17 protein-coding genes are annotated in these 15,680 nt (G+C 68.8%); 4 read left to right on the top strand and 13 right to left on the bottom strand.

Features of this window, described 5'->3' with window-relative positions; translation table 11 throughout:
• Positions 1 to 36 precede the first annotated feature (36 nt).
• From ABT313_RS08650 to ABT313_RS08635, 4 genes are all read right to left on the bottom strand, one after another.
• The gene (locus ABT313_RS08650; RefSeq protein WP_350850207.1) at positions 37 to 864 is read right to left on the bottom strand and encodes an Fpg/Nei family DNA glycosylase; all 828 of its coding nucleotides are present in this window, start codon (positions 862 to 864) and stop codon (positions 37 to 39) included.
• Between the two features lie 186 nt (positions 865 to 1,050).
• A complete protein-coding gene (locus tag ABT313_RS08645; protein ID WP_350850205.1) occupies positions 1,051 to 1,518 on the bottom strand; it encodes a ribose-5-phosphate isomerase in 468 nt (155 codons plus the stop codon).
• A 16-nt stretch (positions 1,519 to 1,534) separates the two neighbouring features.
• A complete protein-coding gene (locus ABT313_RS08640) occupies positions 1,535 to 2,299 on the bottom strand; it encodes a serine hydrolase (RefSeq protein WP_350850203.1) in 765 nt (254 codons plus the stop codon).
• Between the two features lie 82 nt (positions 2,300 to 2,381).
• Positions 2,382 to 2,978 carry a mycothiol-dependent nitroreductase Rv2466c family protein gene (locus ABT313_RS08635; protein ID WP_350850201.1) on the bottom strand — a complete coding sequence of 199 codons (597 nt, stop codon included), beginning with the start codon at positions 2,976 to 2,978 and terminating at the stop codon, positions 2,382 to 2,384.
• Positions 2,979 to 3,089: 111 nt separating this feature from the next.
• On the opposite strand from ABT313_RS08635, the gene pepN reads away from it, so the two are divergent.
• Entirely contained in the window at positions 3,090 to 5,663 is a 2,574-nt protein-coding gene (gene pepN, locus ABT313_RS08630) for an aminopeptidase N (protein ID WP_350850199.1), read from the top strand.
• A gap of 79 nt (positions 5,664 to 5,742) precedes the next feature.
• Positions 5,743 to 6,273, top strand: a complete 531-nt coding sequence (locus ABT313_RS08625; protein ID WP_350850197.1) for a hypothetical protein — start codon at positions 5,743 to 5,745, stop codon at positions 6,271 to 6,273.
• On the opposite strand, the gene ABT313_RS08620 is transcribed toward ABT313_RS08625, so the two are convergent.
• Positions 6,270 to 7,262, bottom strand: coding sequence for an aldo/keto reductase (locus ABT313_RS08620; protein WP_350850195.1), 993 nt, complete (start codon positions 7,260 to 7,262; stop codon positions 6,270 to 6,272). The two genes, ABT313_RS08625 and ABT313_RS08620, sit on opposite strands and share 4 nt — an antisense overlap.
• Positions 7,263 to 7,517: 255 nt before the next feature.
• Here ABT313_RS08620 and ABT313_RS08615 point away from each other — a divergent pair, with 255 nt between their 5' ends.
• The gene (locus ABT313_RS08615; protein WP_350850193.1) at positions 7,518 to 8,222 is read left to right on the top strand and encodes a hypothetical protein; all 705 of its coding nucleotides are present in this window, start codon (positions 7,518 to 7,520) and stop codon (positions 8,220 to 8,222) included.
• Here ABT313_RS08615 and ABT313_RS08610 read toward each other — a convergent pair.
• From ABT313_RS08610 to ABT313_RS08580, 7 genes are all read right to left on the bottom strand, one after another.
• The gene (locus ABT313_RS08610; protein WP_350850191.1) at positions 8,211 to 8,789 is read right to left on the bottom strand and encodes a GNAT family N-acetyltransferase; all 579 of its coding nucleotides are present in this window, start codon (positions 8,787 to 8,789) and stop codon (positions 8,211 to 8,213) included. The genes ABT313_RS08615 and ABT313_RS08610 overlap by 12 nt on opposite strands.
• Positions 8,790 to 8,792: 3 nt before the next feature.
• The gene (locus tag ABT313_RS08605; RefSeq protein WP_350850189.1) at positions 8,793 to 9,194 is read right to left on the bottom strand and encodes a DUF5130 family protein; all 402 of its coding nucleotides are present in this window, start codon (positions 9,192 to 9,194) and stop codon (positions 8,793 to 8,795) included.
• A complete protein-coding gene (gene ctaJ, locus ABT313_RS08600) occupies positions 9,181 to 9,471 on the bottom strand; it encodes an aa3-type cytochrome oxidase subunit CtaJ (protein ID WP_350850187.1) in 291 nt (96 codons plus the stop codon). Before ctaJ ends, ABT313_RS08605 begins: the two co-directional genes overlap by 14 nt.
• Before the next feature lie 195 nt (positions 9,472 to 9,666).
• Positions 9,667 to 10,170 carry a hypothetical protein gene (locus tag ABT313_RS08595; protein ID WP_350850185.1) on the bottom strand — a complete coding sequence of 168 codons (504 nt, stop codon included), beginning with the start codon at positions 10,168 to 10,170 and terminating at the stop codon, positions 9,667 to 9,669.
• An 81-nt stretch (positions 10,171 to 10,251) separates the two neighbouring features.
• Positions 10,252 to 10,845 (bottom strand): lytic polysaccharide monooxygenase auxiliary activity family 9 protein, encoded by a 594-nt coding sequence (locus ABT313_RS08590; protein WP_350850183.1) that lies wholly within the window; start codon positions 10,843 to 10,845, stop codon positions 10,252 to 10,254.
• 118 nt (positions 10,846 to 10,963) lie between these two features.
• Positions 10,964 to 13,081 (bottom strand): 4-alpha-glucanotransferase, encoded by a 2,118-nt coding sequence (gene malQ, locus ABT313_RS08585; protein WP_350850182.1) that lies wholly within the window; start codon positions 13,079 to 13,081, stop codon positions 10,964 to 10,966.
• Positions 13,082 to 13,134: 53 nt separating this feature from the next.
• Entirely contained in the window at positions 13,135 to 14,148 is a 1,014-nt protein-coding gene (locus ABT313_RS08580; protein ID WP_350850180.1) for a hypothetical protein, read from the bottom strand.
• A gap of 44 nt (positions 14,149 to 14,192) precedes the next feature.
• Between ABT313_RS08580 and ABT313_RS08575 the strand changes: the two genes are divergently transcribed.
• Positions 14,193 to 14,978 carry a mechanosensitive ion channel family protein gene (locus ABT313_RS08575; protein WP_350850178.1) on the top strand — a complete coding sequence of 262 codons (786 nt, stop codon included), beginning with the start codon at positions 14,193 to 14,195 and terminating at the stop codon, positions 14,976 to 14,978.
• Here ABT313_RS08575 and ABT313_RS08570 read toward each other — a convergent pair.
• Positions 14,926 to 15,627, bottom strand: a complete 702-nt coding sequence (locus ABT313_RS08570; RefSeq protein ID WP_350850176.1) for a GNAT family N-acetyltransferase — start codon at positions 15,625 to 15,627, stop codon at positions 14,926 to 14,928. The two genes, ABT313_RS08575 and ABT313_RS08570, sit on opposite strands and share 53 nt — an antisense overlap.
• Positions 15,628 to 15,680 lie beyond the last annotated feature (53 nt).

Raw genomic sequence — 15,680 nt, 5'->3', positions numbered from 1 at the left:
GGTCCGCGCATCAATTCGCAACACAACCGATGGGTTTCAGCTCTTGCGCGTGAGTCCGGTGCGTTGGCATTTGGGACACCAGAAAAGGTTGCGGCCGGCCAGGATCTTGGTCCGGATCACCGACTGGCAGACGAAGCAGTTCTGCCCCTGCCGCCGGTAGACGTAGACCTCGCCACCATGATCGTCCTTGCGTGGGTCACGCCCCATCGCCTCGGGTGTGTGGTCGTCGGCAACGGTGTCGATCCGGCCGGTCTCGACGCCGTACTTCATCAGCGCGAGCAGGTCGTCCCACATGCCCTGCCACTCGCGTTTCTTGACCACGTTGCCAGGCGTCATCGGGTTCAGCTTGGCCCGGAACAGGACCTCGGCGCGGTAAACGTTGCCAACCCCGCTGAGCACGTCCTGGTTCATCAGCAGCTGCCCGATCGGCAGCTTGCTGCGGTGGATCCGCTTCCAGGCGAGCTCCGGGTCGGCGTCGTCGCGCAGCGGGTCCGGTCCGAGCCGGCCGAGCAGCTTGTCGCGTTCCTCGCCGGTGATGACCTCGCACACGGTCGCACCGCGCAGATCGGCGTACGACGTGGCGTTCTGCAGCCGGAGCCGTACCTGACCGACCGGCTCCGGCACCGGGGCGGGTCGGATGTCCATCTTGCCGATCAGGCCGAGGTGGATGTGCAGCCAGCCGGCGCCCTCGAAGTCGGCGAGGAAGTGCTTGCCGTGGGCCTCGGTCTGCCGCAGGACATGTCCGTTGAGCAGTGCGGCCCCGTCGACGAACCGGCCCTGCGGGCTGGACGCCTGGACCAGTCGCCCACCGAACGCGTCCCAAACGTCGTTCGCCAGGCGGTGCAGGGTGTGACCTTCAGGCATGATTCCTTCTATGGGGACGACAGGTGGTTCTGGTGCAGCCAGGGGCGGACGCGCGGCCCCGCCGACGCCGGCCGTGGTCGGGACCGGGCGGTCGATGCGGGCCCGGGACGTGTCGCGGCCGCGTCGAGAGGTAGAACGCCGGCCGGCGCCGCAAAAGTCCGACGACGGTCAAGAGGCTCAGGACAGTCAGGGCAGGGGCGGGAGTTCGCCGGTCGACTCGTAGTTCGACAGCATGTCGATCCGGCGGGTGTGCCGCGCCTCGCCGGAGTAGTCGGTGGCCAGGAACGTGTCGACGAACCCGGTCGCCTCCTCCTCGGTGTGCATCCGCCCGCCGACGCTGATCACGTTGGCGTTGTTGTGCTCGCGGCCGAGGCGTGCGGTCTCGGTGCTCCAGGCCAGCACGGCCCGGACGCCTTTGATCTTGTTCGCGGCGATCTGCTCACCGTTGCCGGAGCCACCGATCACGATGCCCAGGCTGCCCGGGTCGTCGACGACGGCCTGCCCGGTCCGCAGGCAGAACGGCGGGTAGTCGTCCACGGCGTCGTACACCGCCGGACCGTGGTCCACGACGTCGTGCCCGGCGGCAGTCAGGTGCGCTACCAGGTGGTTCTTCAGCTCGAAGCCGGCATGGTCGCAGCCGATGTGCACTCGCATGGCGAGCAATCTACTGTCAGCTCGCCGCCGCGCGAACGCCGCCCGGCACTGTCAGCCCTGCGGTCAACTCGGTGACCGCGGCATAGGCCTGCTCGTACTGCGTTCCGCTCGGATGCAGCGTGAAGACGGCGACGATGCTCCGGTCGTCCAGGCCGACCGTCCCGGTGGTGTGCAGCGCGTCGCTGACCAGATCCAGCGTGGAGTCCGGCTTCGCGCGGTCGGACCGGTAGCCGCTCGACCCCTGGAACCCGGACCAGCCCTGCTTGATGCTGAAGTCCGGGTCGAAGGCGGAGGCGATGCCGAAGTACTGGTCGAAGCCGTCGGTGCCGTGGCGGGTCGGCCGGTGCAGCAGCTCCATCACGTACTCGCGGACCGGCTGCGGAGCGCTGTCCAGGATGTATCGATAGATCCGTACCGTGTCGGCAGCGGTGATGGCGACGTACCCCCAGAAGCCCGGGTGGGTGGCGGGCGGTCCGGCCGTACGGGTCAGGCCGAGCCGCTCCACCATCCGCTCCACGATCGCCGCGCCGCCCAACTCGTCCCAGTAGTGGCTGGCCGCGTCGTCGTCACTACTGCGCAGCATGACGTCCAGCCGCTCCCGGTCCGCCACCGGGACGTCGTACTGCGGACCGCGGTCCCACAGGAAGTCCAGCACGATCAGCAGCTTCACCACGGACGCCGACCGGAACTGGTGGTCGGCGTTGAACTGCTGGACGAACTGTCCGGTGTGCCGGTCGAACACAGCGATCCCGGCGGTTACACCTGGAGGTACGGCGGTCATTTGGAACCTACTCACCACTGGACGGACATCTTTGGTGAGCAACTTTCACCGGCCGGGCCGTTCGAATGCAAGCCCTGAAGTGTCAGTCGAAGATCGGCCCGCGGTCGCGGGTGCGCTTGATCTCGAAGAAACCCTCGGTGCCGGCGACGAGCCGGACGCCGTCCCAGAGCTTGCCGGCCGCCTCGCCCTTGGGCGCCGGCGTCACGACCGGCCCGAAGAACGCGGTGCCCTCGACCGCGATGACCGGCGTACCGACATCCATGCCGACCAGGTCCATGCCGGCGTGGTGCGACTTCTTCAGCGCGTCATCGTACTTGTCGGTGTCGGCCGCCTCCAGCAGCGACGACGGCAGACCGACCTCCTCGAGCGCCTCGGCCAGCACGGCGTCGTCCTTGCCGCCGCGGCCCTCGTTGTGGATCCGGCGGCCGAGCGCGGTGTAGAGCGGCAGCAGCACTTCGTTGCCGTGCGCCTGCTCGGCGGCGATCAGCACCCGGACCCGGCCGAGCAACCGCAGCCAGTCGGCGTCGTGCTCACGGCGGTCTTCGTTCAGGACGGCGAGGCTCATCACGTGCCAGGTCGTCTTCACATCCCGGACCTGCTCGACCTCGAGCATCCAGCGGGACGTCATCCAGGCCCAGGGGCAGGCCGGGTCGAACCAGAAATCTGCAGAGGCAGTCATATTCACCATCATACAAAGTTGAAGAACACCAGATATCGTCTCGGTATCCAATACCCAATGTCGCGGGGAAACCCTCGGCGAACCTGAGAACCAGGTGCATAGGATGCGGACATGCCTGGAACCAACCTGACGCGCGACGAGGCGCGTTCCCGTGCGGGCGTGGTCAGTGACGTGACCTACGCGATCGAGCTCGACCTGACCGGCGCCCCGAGCGGCGCCCCCACGTTCCCGTCCGTGACCGCCGTCACCTTCACCGCGACGGCCGGCGCGAGCACGTTCGCCGACCTGATCGCGGACAAGGTCCGCTCGGTGACGCTGAACGGCGTCGCCCTCGACCCGGACGTGGTGTACGACGGCGCACGCATCCAGCTCGACGGGCTGGCGGAGCGCAACGAGCTGACCGTGGTCGCGGACTGCCTCTACTCCCGCACCGGTGAAGGGCTGCACCGTTCGGTCGACCCGGCCGACAAGGAGACCTACCTCTACACGCAGTTCGAGGTGCCGGACGCCCGCCGGGTGTTCACCACCTTCGAGCAGCCCGACCTCAAGGCCCCCTTCACCTTCACCGTCTCCGCCCCGGCCCGCTGGGCGGTCATCTCGAACGCGCCGACCCCCGAGCCCACGACGTACACCGGTGAGCACGGTGAGGAGCTGGCGCGCTGGGAGTTCCCGCCGACCGAGCGGATCTCGACGTACATCACCGCTGTGGTCGCGGGTCCCTACCACGTGGTGACGGACGCGTACGAGGGTCCGCACGGGACGTACCCGTTGTCGCTGCTGTGCCGTCCGTCGCTCAAGGAAGCGCTGGACGTCGAGGACCTGTTCGAGGTCACCAAGCAGGGCTTCGCGCTGTTCGAGGAGGCGTTCGGGACGCCGTACCCGTTCCACAAGTACGACCAGGCCTTCGTGCCGGAGTACAACATGGGCGCGATGGAGAACGCCGGCTGCGTGACGCTGCGGGACGAGTACCTGTTCCGCAGCCGGACGACGCATGCGGAGCTGGAGTCCCGCGCCAACACCGTGCTGCACGAGCTGGCGCACATGTGGTTCGGCGACCTGGTCACGATGACCTGGTGGGACGACCTGTGGCTGAACGAGTCGTTCGCCGAGTGGGCCAGCCACTGGGCCCAGGTGGTCGCGACGACGAAGTACTCCGACGCCTGGACGACGTTCTGCAACGCCCGGAAGAACTGGGCGTACCGGCAGGACCAGCTGCCGTCGACGCACCCGATCGCGGCCGACATGATCGACTTCCACGCGGTCGAGGTGAACTTCGACGGCATCACCTACGCCAAGGGCGCGTCGACGCTGCGGCAGCTGGTCGCGTTCGTCGGTGAGGACACGTTCGTCACCGCGCTGAAGGAGTACTTCCACGACCATGCGTTCGGCAACACCGAGCTGACCGACCTGCTGAAGCCGCTGGAGAAGGCGTCCGGCCGGGACCTGGACGACTGGACCGAGCGCTGGCTGCGGACGGCCGGGGTGAACACGCTGCGCGCCGACTTCACCGTCGACGACGCCGGAGCCTTCACCTCCTTCGCGATCGAGCAGACCGCGACCGACAAGTTCCCCGTACTGCGCCCGCACCGGCTCGCGGTCGGCCTGTACCGGCGGACCGACGAGGGCCTGGTCCGGACCGAGCGGTTCGAGGTCGACATCGACGGCGCCCGCACCGAGTTGCCCGAGCTCACCGGCGCCACGCAGCCGGATCTCGTGCTGCTGAACGACGACGACCTCACCTACGCGAAGATCCGGCTGGACGAGCGCTCCCGCGCCACGCTGGTCGAGTCGATCGACCAGCTGACCGAGTCGTTGCCCAGGGCACTCGCCTGGGGCTCGACGTGGGACATGACCCGCGACGCCGAGATGCCGGCCAGCCAGTACGTCGGCATCGTCCTACGCGGCATCCGGGCCGAGACCGACCTCACCGGTGTCCGCTCGCTGCTCGCCCAGGCGAACAGCGCCGTCAACCAGTACGCCGCCCCGCAGAACCGGCCTGCCCTGCGGGCCCAGCTCGAGGAGGCACTGTCCGGTCTGGTCGCGGACGCGGAGCCGGGCAGCGACCACCAGCTGGCATTCGTCCGGGCGTACAGCTCGGCGGTGTTCTCTGCAGCCGGCGCGGACCGGCTCGCCGGCTGGCTGGACGGGCGCGATCTGCCGGAAGGCCTGGCCGTCGACACCGACCTGCGCTGGACGCTGATCGTGGCACTGGCCCGCCTCGGGAAGATCGGTGCGGACGAGATCGACGACGAGCTCACCCGCGACACCACGATCACCGGTCAGGAGCGGGCCGCGCAGGCCCGTGCCGCCCGGCCGACAGCCGAGGCGAAGGAAGAGGCTTGGCGGATCGCGGTGGAGTCCGAGGACACCCCGAACGAGACGCAGTTCCGGACCATCCTCGGCTTCCAGCAGCCCGGCCAGGAGGACCTGCTCCGGCCGTACGTCGACAAGTACCTGAACGCAGCCAAGGACGTGTACACCCGGCTGGGTTCGTCGATGGGCGAGAACGTCCTGGTGTACCTGTCACCGCGCCACCTGGCCGACCAGGCCGCACTGGACGCGCTGACCGGCTGGCTGGCCGCGGAGTCGTCGGCAGTCGACGCTCCGACGCTCCGGTACGTCACCGAGGCACAGGCCGACCTGACCCGCGCGATTGCCGCGCAGGCGAAGGACATCGTCGCCTGAGCTGTGCTGTAGCAGGGCCGGTCTCATCAGAGACCGGCCCTGCTGTTTTTGAACCTCGCAGTGCGGTAAGACTGGTTCGGTGCCCGCCTCCGACCCCGCCTTGGCCGGTGCGGCAGCTGTAGCGCTGACCGGACTCGCAGAGGCGTACAGACCCCGCCCAGTCACTCCCCTGATGCCCTGGCGGTACTCCAACCGCCTGGTGAAGCCGTACATCGTCACGGCCCGCGGACGGCAGTGGGACGACCACATGGTCGACGTGGCCCGCGGCACTGCGACGCGGCAGCTCGAGTTCGACGACGCGATGGGGTCGGTCGGCCTCGGCGTCGTCGTACTGCACCTGGGCGACGACGGCATCTACCTGGTCGTGCAGAGCTGGGCGAGGGACTTCCAGTCCCGCCTGAGCATCTTCAGCGGCATGGAAGTGGACGACCTCCGCCCTGCTCCGATCGGCGCTGCCCCGTGCGTCTGGGAGCTGGAGGTGCTGAGCCACGAGCGCGCGTCGTACGTGCAGCACATCCTCTCCGGCGGCGTCGACATCGACGCCTGGCTGGACGACGCCCTCGACACCCGCCCGAAGGCGAAGTACGACGGAATCCCGTCTGGGACTTAGTTCTGGCCGGCTGCGTCCAGTCGGTTCCGCTGCTCGGGTGTGAGCTCGAGGTCGGCGGCCGCGAGGGTCTCGTCGAGCTGGGTGACGGATGATGCGCCGACCAGCGGGATGATCGGGATGTCACCGCCCATCAACCACGAGAGGACCACCTGGTTCGCTGTGGCACCGGTCTGCTGTACGACGTCGTCCAGCGCGATCTTGCGAGCTCTCGTGCCGGCGTGGTCGTACAGCTCGTCCAGCGGCCTGTCAGCTCGGACGTACCCGCCGCTGAGGAGTGGTGTGTACGCCACCAGCGTCAGGCCGGGCTCTGCGCGCAGGTAACTCAGGAGCTGCCCGTCCGTGACACCGATGCTGCCGTCGCGCGAGCGAAGACCACCCTGGTCGGTGCGGGCCCGGAAGTACGTGTGGTGATGTTGCAGCACCTCACAACCCGGCAGACCCGCCGCAGCCGCCAGCGTCCTCGCCCGCTCGATCTGCCAGCTCCAGTGGTTGCTCAGCCCGAGCAGACCGACCGTCCCGTCCGCGGCCACCGCCCCGAACGTCTCAACCTGCTCCGCCAGCGGTACGGCGGGGTCGGGCACGTGGGCGTAGTACACGTCCACGTGGTCGCGCCCGAGGTTCTCCAGGCTCCGGGCCAGGGACTCCTTGATCACCTGGGCCGACAGGCCCTCGAGATGCTCGCTCAAGCCCTTGGCGGGCTGTGGCGGCCGTCCGCCCACCTTGGTCGCGATCGTCAGCTCGTCCCCGATGCCGCGGCTGCGCAGCCACCGCCCGAGCAGCTGCTCGCTCTCGCCGCCCTGGGTGCCGTTGACCCAGAACGCATAGTTGTTGGCCGTGTCGACGAACGTGCCGCCCGCCTCGACGTACCGGTCCAGAATCGCGTACGACGTCGCCTCGTCGGTCGTCGTACCCATGAGCATCGCCCCGAGGGCGATCTGGCTCACCCGGCGCTGTCGCGCGGGGTCACTTCCGATGGTCAGATAACGCATAGCAGCAGCGAATCAGCTAGAGCGCTGTCTAGGTCAAGACATTGCGCTACCGACTCGGACGACCTCGTTCAGTGAGGGTCAAACGATTGCTCGTCGGCGGATCGTGAGGAGTCGTAAGCGGTGCGCGATTCCCTTACAGGGAAAGAGATTCTCGCCACCTGAGAGAGGCTCACTTATTCGGTCGTTCGGTTTAAGCTGCACCGGACTGTCCCATCCACGGGGCGGTCCGGGTTTTCTTGGGGAGGGGCCCTTGCCGTGACTCGCGTCGATCACCGGAAGCCGCCCGCTCGGGTTGCGCGCAAACAACAGAAGACCGCTGCCAGGCGGAGTACGCCGGCAGCAGGCCCGCGGAAGGCCCAGCGTTCGCACAGCGCCATCGGCGCGGGCGTGGTGGCAGCGGCGGCGATGGCCGCGATATTCGGATTCATCCTGACCCGCGGAACCTCGGACGACCCGCCGGCCGACGGGCTGCGGATGGGGTCGGGCACCGACACCGGCGCCGCGGCACCACAGGTGCCGACCGAGACCGCGAGCGGGACCGCCTCGAAGGCGGATCGGCAGCCGCCGGCCTCCTCGACCGCGCCGAAGGCCAAGGCGGAGAAGACCACGCCGCAGGTGAACACCGGGCCGGTCTCGCCGAAGTTCAAGCGCGGCCAGTGGATCGTCGTGATCGACAAGTACCCGACCGACGTCGGCATGCCTGCGGACCAGACGGCGAAGAACACCGCGGCCACGCTCACCCGGGCCGGGATCCCGGCGAAGGCGATGCTGGTCAACGGGCAGTACCCGGGCATCACGAACAGCAGCTCGATGACCCCGGTCATCAACACCTGGATCGTCTACCTGGGCCCGGGGTCGTCCTCGGCGCAGGTCGTGAACCTGTGCCTGGACCCGCGCACGCAGGCGGCGTACCCGAGCCCGGCCTGCCCGACCTACGAGCCGGCCGCGTCAGCCGGCTGACGGGACCACGTCGGTGGCCAGCCGGGCGTGCAGGTGCGAGTCGTGCCGCTTCCCGGTCGGCTCGACGTAGTAGTCGCGCATAACGCCCTCCAGCTGGAAGCCGGCGCGGAGCGCGACGCGGCACGAACCCTCGTTGATCAGCGAGTGGTCGAGTGAGATGCGGTGCAGGCCCAATCCGTTGGCTGCGAAGCCGAAGGTCGCCGCGGCGTCGAGTGCGCGCGCACCGAGCCGGCGGCCGCGGGCGAGCGGGCTGACCCAGTACGCCGCGACGGCCTGGTCCGGGATGCGGTGTACGTCCCGCAGCGACACGTTGCCGAGCACCTGGTCCGTGGCAGCGTCCGCGATCGCGAAGATGGCGCTGCCACGGTTCCAGCCGTCGATACGCGGCTCCAGCCACCTGCGGGCACGCTGATCGGCTGGTGCGCGGATGACCGCCGTACCAGCTGTCCAGCGGAGGATGCCCGGGTCACGCAGCGCCTCGGCCACAGCAGCCTCGTCGGATGCGACGAACGGACGCAGTACGACGTCGCCCAGCTCGATCATGCGGGGCTGCAGGGCCGGTGCCACGTGCTACAGCTTGTGCTGCTCGTCGCTGGCGTGCAGCAGCGGCGGCTGGTGCGCGTGCGTACCCAGCTGCTGTACACCGGTGACCAGACCGCCGGTGAGGTCGCCGGTGGCGAACGACGTCTGCATGGTCAGCGCGGCCAGTCCGGCGGCGGTGTCAGACAGCTGTCGCTTGGCCAGCGGGCCGGTGACGATCTCCAGCCGGCGGCCGGCCGGGTCGACGTACACCAGGACGGTGCTGTCCGGGTCGTCGAGCTCGTTGAACAGCTCGAGCGCGAACGGACGGGTCTCGGAGTCCGCGCCGCCGACGTACACGGAGAAGTGCAGGCCGGAGGTCTCCTCGGCGTACCTGACCGCTCGCTCGATGTCGTAGAGCTGGTCCGGGGTGAATGCGTCACCAGCTGGCACTTGCGCCTCCGGTCGTGCGGGCGACGGCAGTGGTCGCGGTGTTCGTGGTCCCGGGCGCACCGGTCAGCTCCGGCAGCTCGGGCAGGTTGGCCGGGTCCGGCTTGGTCGCCGTCGGCCCGTTGATCCAGACCGGCGGAGCCCACCAGGACAACCCCGGCCGGTACCGCGGCCCGTCAGCGATCGACGACGCGAACACCAGCAACGCCAGCACCGCGACAACCAACAGAGGAATCCCGACGAACACCAACAGGGAGTGCCCCGACAATTGAGGTATCACGCCCCGAAGCCTAGTACCCACCGGACTCCGGCCGCCCCAGGGCCTCACCCTGGAGCGGCCGCCAGTCAGTCAGCGGTGCCAGCAGCCGCCGCAGTTACCTCCGCACTACCCGCGCGGAGCGCGGCTGCTTTTCGTTGTCAGCAGCCGCCGCAGTTGCCACTCCACACCCCGCGCGGAGCGCGGCTGCTTTTGTTGTCAGCAGCCGCCGCAGTTGTAGTAGGTGATGTCCCAGTGGTTGCCTTCGTTGGCGTAGATGTTGCCGGCGCCGGAGCGCCACTGGGGGTAGCCGTCGCCGCGGTCGGCGATTCGGGTGAAGTTGTTGTGGACGTAGTTGGTGACGCACGTGGTGATCGCGACGTCGACCTTGTAGCCGTTCCAGTGGCTGTAGGTGCCGCTCGCGTGGCCGGTCTCGGTGCCGCCGGTGATCCGGATCGCGCACCCGCTCGCCTGCCGCAGCGTACGGACGCCGTACACCGTGCTGTCGTTGATCTGGTCGAACGACGTACAGGTCGAGTTGTTGCGGTTCGAGCAGTTGCCGCTGGACGACCAGGTGATGCCGGCGGCGGAGAAGATCGCGGTCGCCTGGGCGTGGGTCATCTTGGTCAGCGCCGACGCCTGCTCGACTGCGACCACACCGGGCAGCAGGCCGACGAGTACGGCGACGATCGGGACGACGACGCGACGGAGCACTGACTTCATGGGGACACTCCTTGAAATATGGGGCGGTTATTTCAAGGAGTGCACTGCCCAGGAAAGATATTGGCGAAACGTCAGATTGAATTAGAAATTAACATCCGAGCACTGGTAGAAGGCGTTCGCGGTGTCGGCGATCGTCCAGACCGCGAGGATCAGGTGCCGTCCGGTCCTTCCGGCCGGGATGGTTCCGGGGTGGAAGACATCGGTCGCCGGTCGCGCGCCGTTCATCGGGACGGTGAGGAACGGTTCGAGATCCAGCGCGGACCGCGTCAGCGGCTGGGTCGGATCCCAGCCCTGCTTGGTCATGTAGTACTTGAAGTCCGTAGTCGCGTGCGCCGCCGTCAGATGCCACGTGAACGTGAACCCCTGACCACCCTGGAGCTGGGTAGCCGGCCAGGTCCCGCCGCGCTGATCGTCGAGTTCGGCGAACTGCGGCAGCCCCGCCGAGCAGAGGCTCCCGTCCGCAGGACCCACCTGCGGGAACCCCTTGGGTCCTTCCACGCTCTGCGGCTCCCACTGGATCTGACCGCAGTCCTGCACGACTCCGTCCTGACAATTCTTGGCCCGGCTGATCGGCCCGGTCGTATACCCGTGTCCGTAGGCGAGCGGCACCGACGTACACACCGTCAACGCCAATGCGCCGACGGCCGTCGCGGCCATGCTCCATTTCCGTTGCATGCGAACTCCTTCAACTGCTGGGGCGGTAGAACAGCGAAGGAAGGCGCGCCTCCTGCTCAATAGAAAACAACCGTTCAAATCTATTGTCAACGGTTGGTGAGCAGTCGAATACAGAAAGCTATATGTTCAGTGCGCCGATCAGCCGGCGGAGGCGGTGGTTGTTCGGCAGGTCCTCGACCAGGACCGGCTCGCCGTCCGGCCCACCGAGCGGGATCCGCCAGTTCGGGTACTCGTCCGTCGTCCCCGGCTGGTTCTGCGTACGTCGCTCGCCGACCGCGTCCGTCAACGCGACCCCGACCAGCTTGGACGGCGTGTGCGCGACGTACTGGTGCAGCGCCTCGACGATCCGCTCGACGTCGCCGTCGGTGTCGCTCAGCAGATGACGCTCACGCAAGGCTGCGAGCCACGCGTCGCGGTCCGCCTCGTCGACCGCGAGCTCCTCCGCGACCGGACGCGTCAGCAGCCCGAGCCGGTTCCTCAGCTCCACGTGGTCGCCGGCCAGGTACCCCGCGGTCGGCGGCAGGTCGTGCGTGGTCACGGTCGCCAGGCACAGCTCCCGCCACCGCTCCGGCGCGAGCGGCTTCCCGTTGGCGTCCCGCTCGAACCACAGCACCGACGTACCGAGGATGCCGCGCTCGGTGAGGTAGTCGCGCACCCACGGCTCGACCGTCCCGAGGTCCTCGCCGATCACGGTCACCCCGGAGCGCTGGGCCTCGAGCACCAGGATCCCGATCAGCGCCTCGTGGTCGTACCGCACGTACGTCCCCTCGGTGGGCCGCTCCGGCGACGTCACCCACCAGAGCCGGAACATCCCGAGGATGTGGTCGATCCGCAGTCCGCCGCCGTGCCGCATCACGGCCCGCACCAGGTCCCGCCACGCGGCGTACCCGGTCTCGGCGAGCGCGTTGGGCCGCCAGGGCGGCTGCGACCAGTCCTGCCCCTGCTGGTTGAACGCGTCCGGCGGCGCACCCACGTGGATGTTCGGCGCGAGCACGTTCTGCAGCGCCCACGCATCTGCGCCATCCGGGTGCACACCGACCGCAAGATCATGTACGACGCCCAGCGACATACCAGCCGCCTTCGCCCGGGCCTGCGTCCGCGCCAGCTGCTCGTCCAGCTGCCACTGCAGCCAGCAGTGGAACTCGACCGCGTCCGGGTTCTCGTTGCGGAAGGCAACGACTGCCGACGACGTCGGCTCCTGCAGCTCGTCGGGCCACTTGCTCCACTCCGGGCCGTGGACGTCGGCGATGGCGGCCCAGGTGGCGAAGTCGATCAGCCCCTGGCTCTCCCGGTCGCAGTACGCGCCGTACTCCGCGATCCGTCCGACCGACGGCTGCACCCGGAACAGCAGTTGCAGCGCCTCGCGCTTGGCGGCCCAGACCGTGTCCCGGTCCAGCGCGGTGACGTCCTCGCTGAGCGCCCGGGCCTGCAGCGCCAGCGTGCGCACGCGATCCCGCTCGGCCGGCGCGAGGTCGCCGTACTCGTCGATGTCCTCGATCCGCAGGTAGATCGGGTTGCTGAAGCGCCGCGACGCCGGGAGGTACGGCGAGGGCTCCATCCGCCCGGCCAGCTCCGCGGCGTGCAACGGGTTCACCAGCACGAACCCGGCGCCCAGGTCATGCGCAGACCACGCAGCCAGGTCGCCCAGGTCGTGCAGGTCGCCGATCCCCCAGGACCGCCGCGAGCGAACGGAGTACAGCTGCAGCACCCAGCCCCAGGTGCGGCGCAGCTTCTCCGGCTCCAGCTTGCGCGGTGTGACGATCAGCGTGCTGACCGAGATCTCCGGATTGGTACCGACCCGTGCGCACAGCCGGTGGTACCCGAGCGGCAGGTCCCCGGGCAGCTGGAACGTCGCCTCGCCGACCTGTACGCCGTCGACCCACTGCGGCTCGACCCAGTGGTCCTGCTGCGGGATGTCCCGTCGCTGACCGCCGTCCTCAAGGTCGACCCAGACCTCAGCTGTCGACCCATGCGGCAGGTGTACGGCGAACCAGGGCGTCCAGCCCTCCCGCATCACCACGGTGGCGGGCAGCGTACGCCGCCAGCGCGCCTCCTGGTGCTCGGCAAGTGCAAGAGCCGCCCTGTCCGGTGTGGACGCGTCCACGCCGAGCGCAGCGAGTACGTCGGCGACGACCTCGCTCGAGACGATCACATGCTCGCCTTGCCAGTTCCAGTACTCCGTCGCCACGCCATGGGCAACCGCTAGCTCGACAAGGGCTGCAGTGGGAGCTGTCACCTCAGCGAGTCTGCCGCATCAACCGCGCCAACGGCTAAACGGCGCGCGCCGTGTCACTCGTTCGAGGGCCGCCTGCTGAGCATCAGTACGGCGAGCAGCAGCACACCGCTGGCCACGACCAGCCCGATCGCCACACCGGCCATGTTGTCGGTCAGCTGGTACAGCGAGGTCGGCCAGATGACCAGGAGGATCGCACAGCCCACCACGGCGTACGCCGGACGCCGAGTCCGGCCGTAGGCGACCAGCAGGGCCGCAGGGCCCGCCGTACCGACGGCCAGCGCCATGATCTCGCCGCGCTCCTGCACCAGCCAGCAGATCGACGAGCTGAACATCGCCGCCCCGGCCAGTGACCACGAGGTCACCTGATCCCGCACCAGGCCGAGCATCGCGAACACGAACGCGACGATGATGAAGCCGGTGCCGGCGATCCCAGCGCTGTTCATCGCCGAGCCGGTGTCCGGAGTGAGGACGTCTGCCGTGATCACCAACACACCCACGGCCAGGATGCCGAACGTTGCCACCAGCAACGATGACCCCTCGAGCCACCACAACCCGACCGCGGCCAGCGCGAGCGCGACCGCCACCCCGGCGACCCGCCCGGCCTGCCCCTCGATCGCCACGTACGTCGCGAAGCCGGCCACACAGCACCCCAGCGACGCGAGCGCCGAACTCAGCTGCTCACGGCGCCGCAGCAACGCGAGCACCACGGCCGCGCCGAGCAGCACGACCGCCGCCGTCGTCCCGGTGCTGACCCGGGCCGCGCGGCCCATCTCGCCCCAGTTCGCCAAGGTCAGGAGCGCGACCGCACCGAGCAGCAGCGCGCCGCCGATGTACCCGAGCACCTCGACCAACGCGTTCGGGTGGGCCTCGACCGGCGGCGCCTTGGGCTTGGCCGGCTCGGGCGCCTGGGCTGTCTGCGGTGCCCCTTTCGGAAGGGGCCGGCCGGGGTCGGCCAGCGCCGCGTCGATCTCGGCGTCGGCGGCGTCACGGATCGAGTCGGCCTGGTACTGGCGCAGCACCCCAGCGCTCACGAGCCTGGACAGCTCGTCATCCAGCCGGCTCGACATGCTTTTCCGTCTCCTTGTCAGCCTTACTAAGATCAGGCGGCGAGATGCCTATTCTGACCAGCTACCTTCTGTCCCCGTTCAGTCACCCCCTGTTTTCGCATCTGTTGTCGCCCCCGGACGCGTTTCCGACGTTCTTCCGCACCGGCAACGACGGCAAACTCGAGGTGACCGACCAGATCGTGGTCGTCCCGGCCCGGATCGCGGGACTGATCATCGGTTTCTTCGTGCTCCGCTGGCTGCTGCACAAGGTCATCCGGCGGTTCGCCCGCCGGACCGGCAACGGCGCGGTGGCCGGCGTGCTGGCGAAGTCCAAGCGCGGCCAGGAGTTCGTCGAGAACACCCTCGCGAACGAGCGCCGGGCGCAGCGCGCGGAGACGATCGCGTCGCTGCTGACCAGCGCGGTGACGATCGTGCTGACCGCCGTCCTGGTGGTGATGGTGCTGGCCGAGCTCGGCTTCAACATCCTGCCGGTGATCGCCTCCGCCAGCATCATCGGTGTGGCGCTCGGCTTCGGCGCGCAGACGCTGGTGAAGGACTTCCTGGCCGGTGTGTTCATGATCTTCGAGGACCAGTACGGCGTGGGCGACCTGATCGACATGGAGAAGGCGACCGGGACCGTGGTCGCGGTCGGCCTGCGGATCACGACGCTCCGCGGCGACGACGGCACCACCTGGTACGTCCGCAACGGCGAAGTGGTCCGGATCGGCAACCTGACCAACCGCGACCCGAACAGCGAGGCCTCCTCCGGTGTCGGCTCGGGCACCGAGAAGGAAGAGGCTAAAGCCGACGAAAGTGCGGGGAGCGAAAAGCAGGACGAAACCCGAGGTTGAGGTAGAGCCGCTCCGCGTCCGACCCCTCGACCACCTGCAGCGTGAGCCGGTCGCCGACCGCGTCCCGCCGCGCCTGCGCGAGCAGTGCCGTCGCCAGCCCTCGCCCCCGGTACTCCGGTTTGGTCGCGACCGGGTAGACGCCGACGACTGACCCGGTCCGCAGTACCAGCGTGCTCGACGCCGGCCGGCCGTCGACGCGGAGCAGGTAGAGCGACTGCCCCGGCGCCCGGTAGTTCTGGACGGCTCGCTCGGCGAACATCTTCTGCCACCAGTCGTAGTCCGGCTCGCCGACCTCGAGAAACGCCGCACTCTGCACCTCCGCAAACCCCAAGGCGTCCGCATCCGAGTCGATCGGCTCGACCGGCTCTCCCGCCACCGATCCAGCCGACGCCTCCATGTGCACCAGAACCTCGGCCGGCTCGAAGCCCGCCGCGGCCAGGCGCTCAACCCAGCCCGCGCCACTCCACGGCACCAGGCGGACCGTGGACGTCCCGGCCGGGAGTTCAGCGGTCAGCGAGAGCGGGGTCCACGCGGAGAACTCGTCCGATTCGCCCACTACCTCGATCGCCTCGGCCGAGCGGCGGACAACTCCGCGATGGGCCGCGAGGAAGGCCAGATGGTTGTCGAGCAGAGCGGAGTCGTCAGGCATGCGAGCAGTCTCCAAGACGGCACCGACAGAAATCAGCTGTTGACGCATCGCGA

The sequence above is a fragment of the Kribbella sp. NPDC000426 genome, from assembly GCF_040300265.1.
Taxonomy (GTDB): domain Bacteria; phylum Actinomycetota; class Actinomycetes; order Propionibacteriales; family Kribbellaceae; genus Kribbella.
This window is presented reverse-complemented; position numbering and strand designations above follow the sequence as displayed.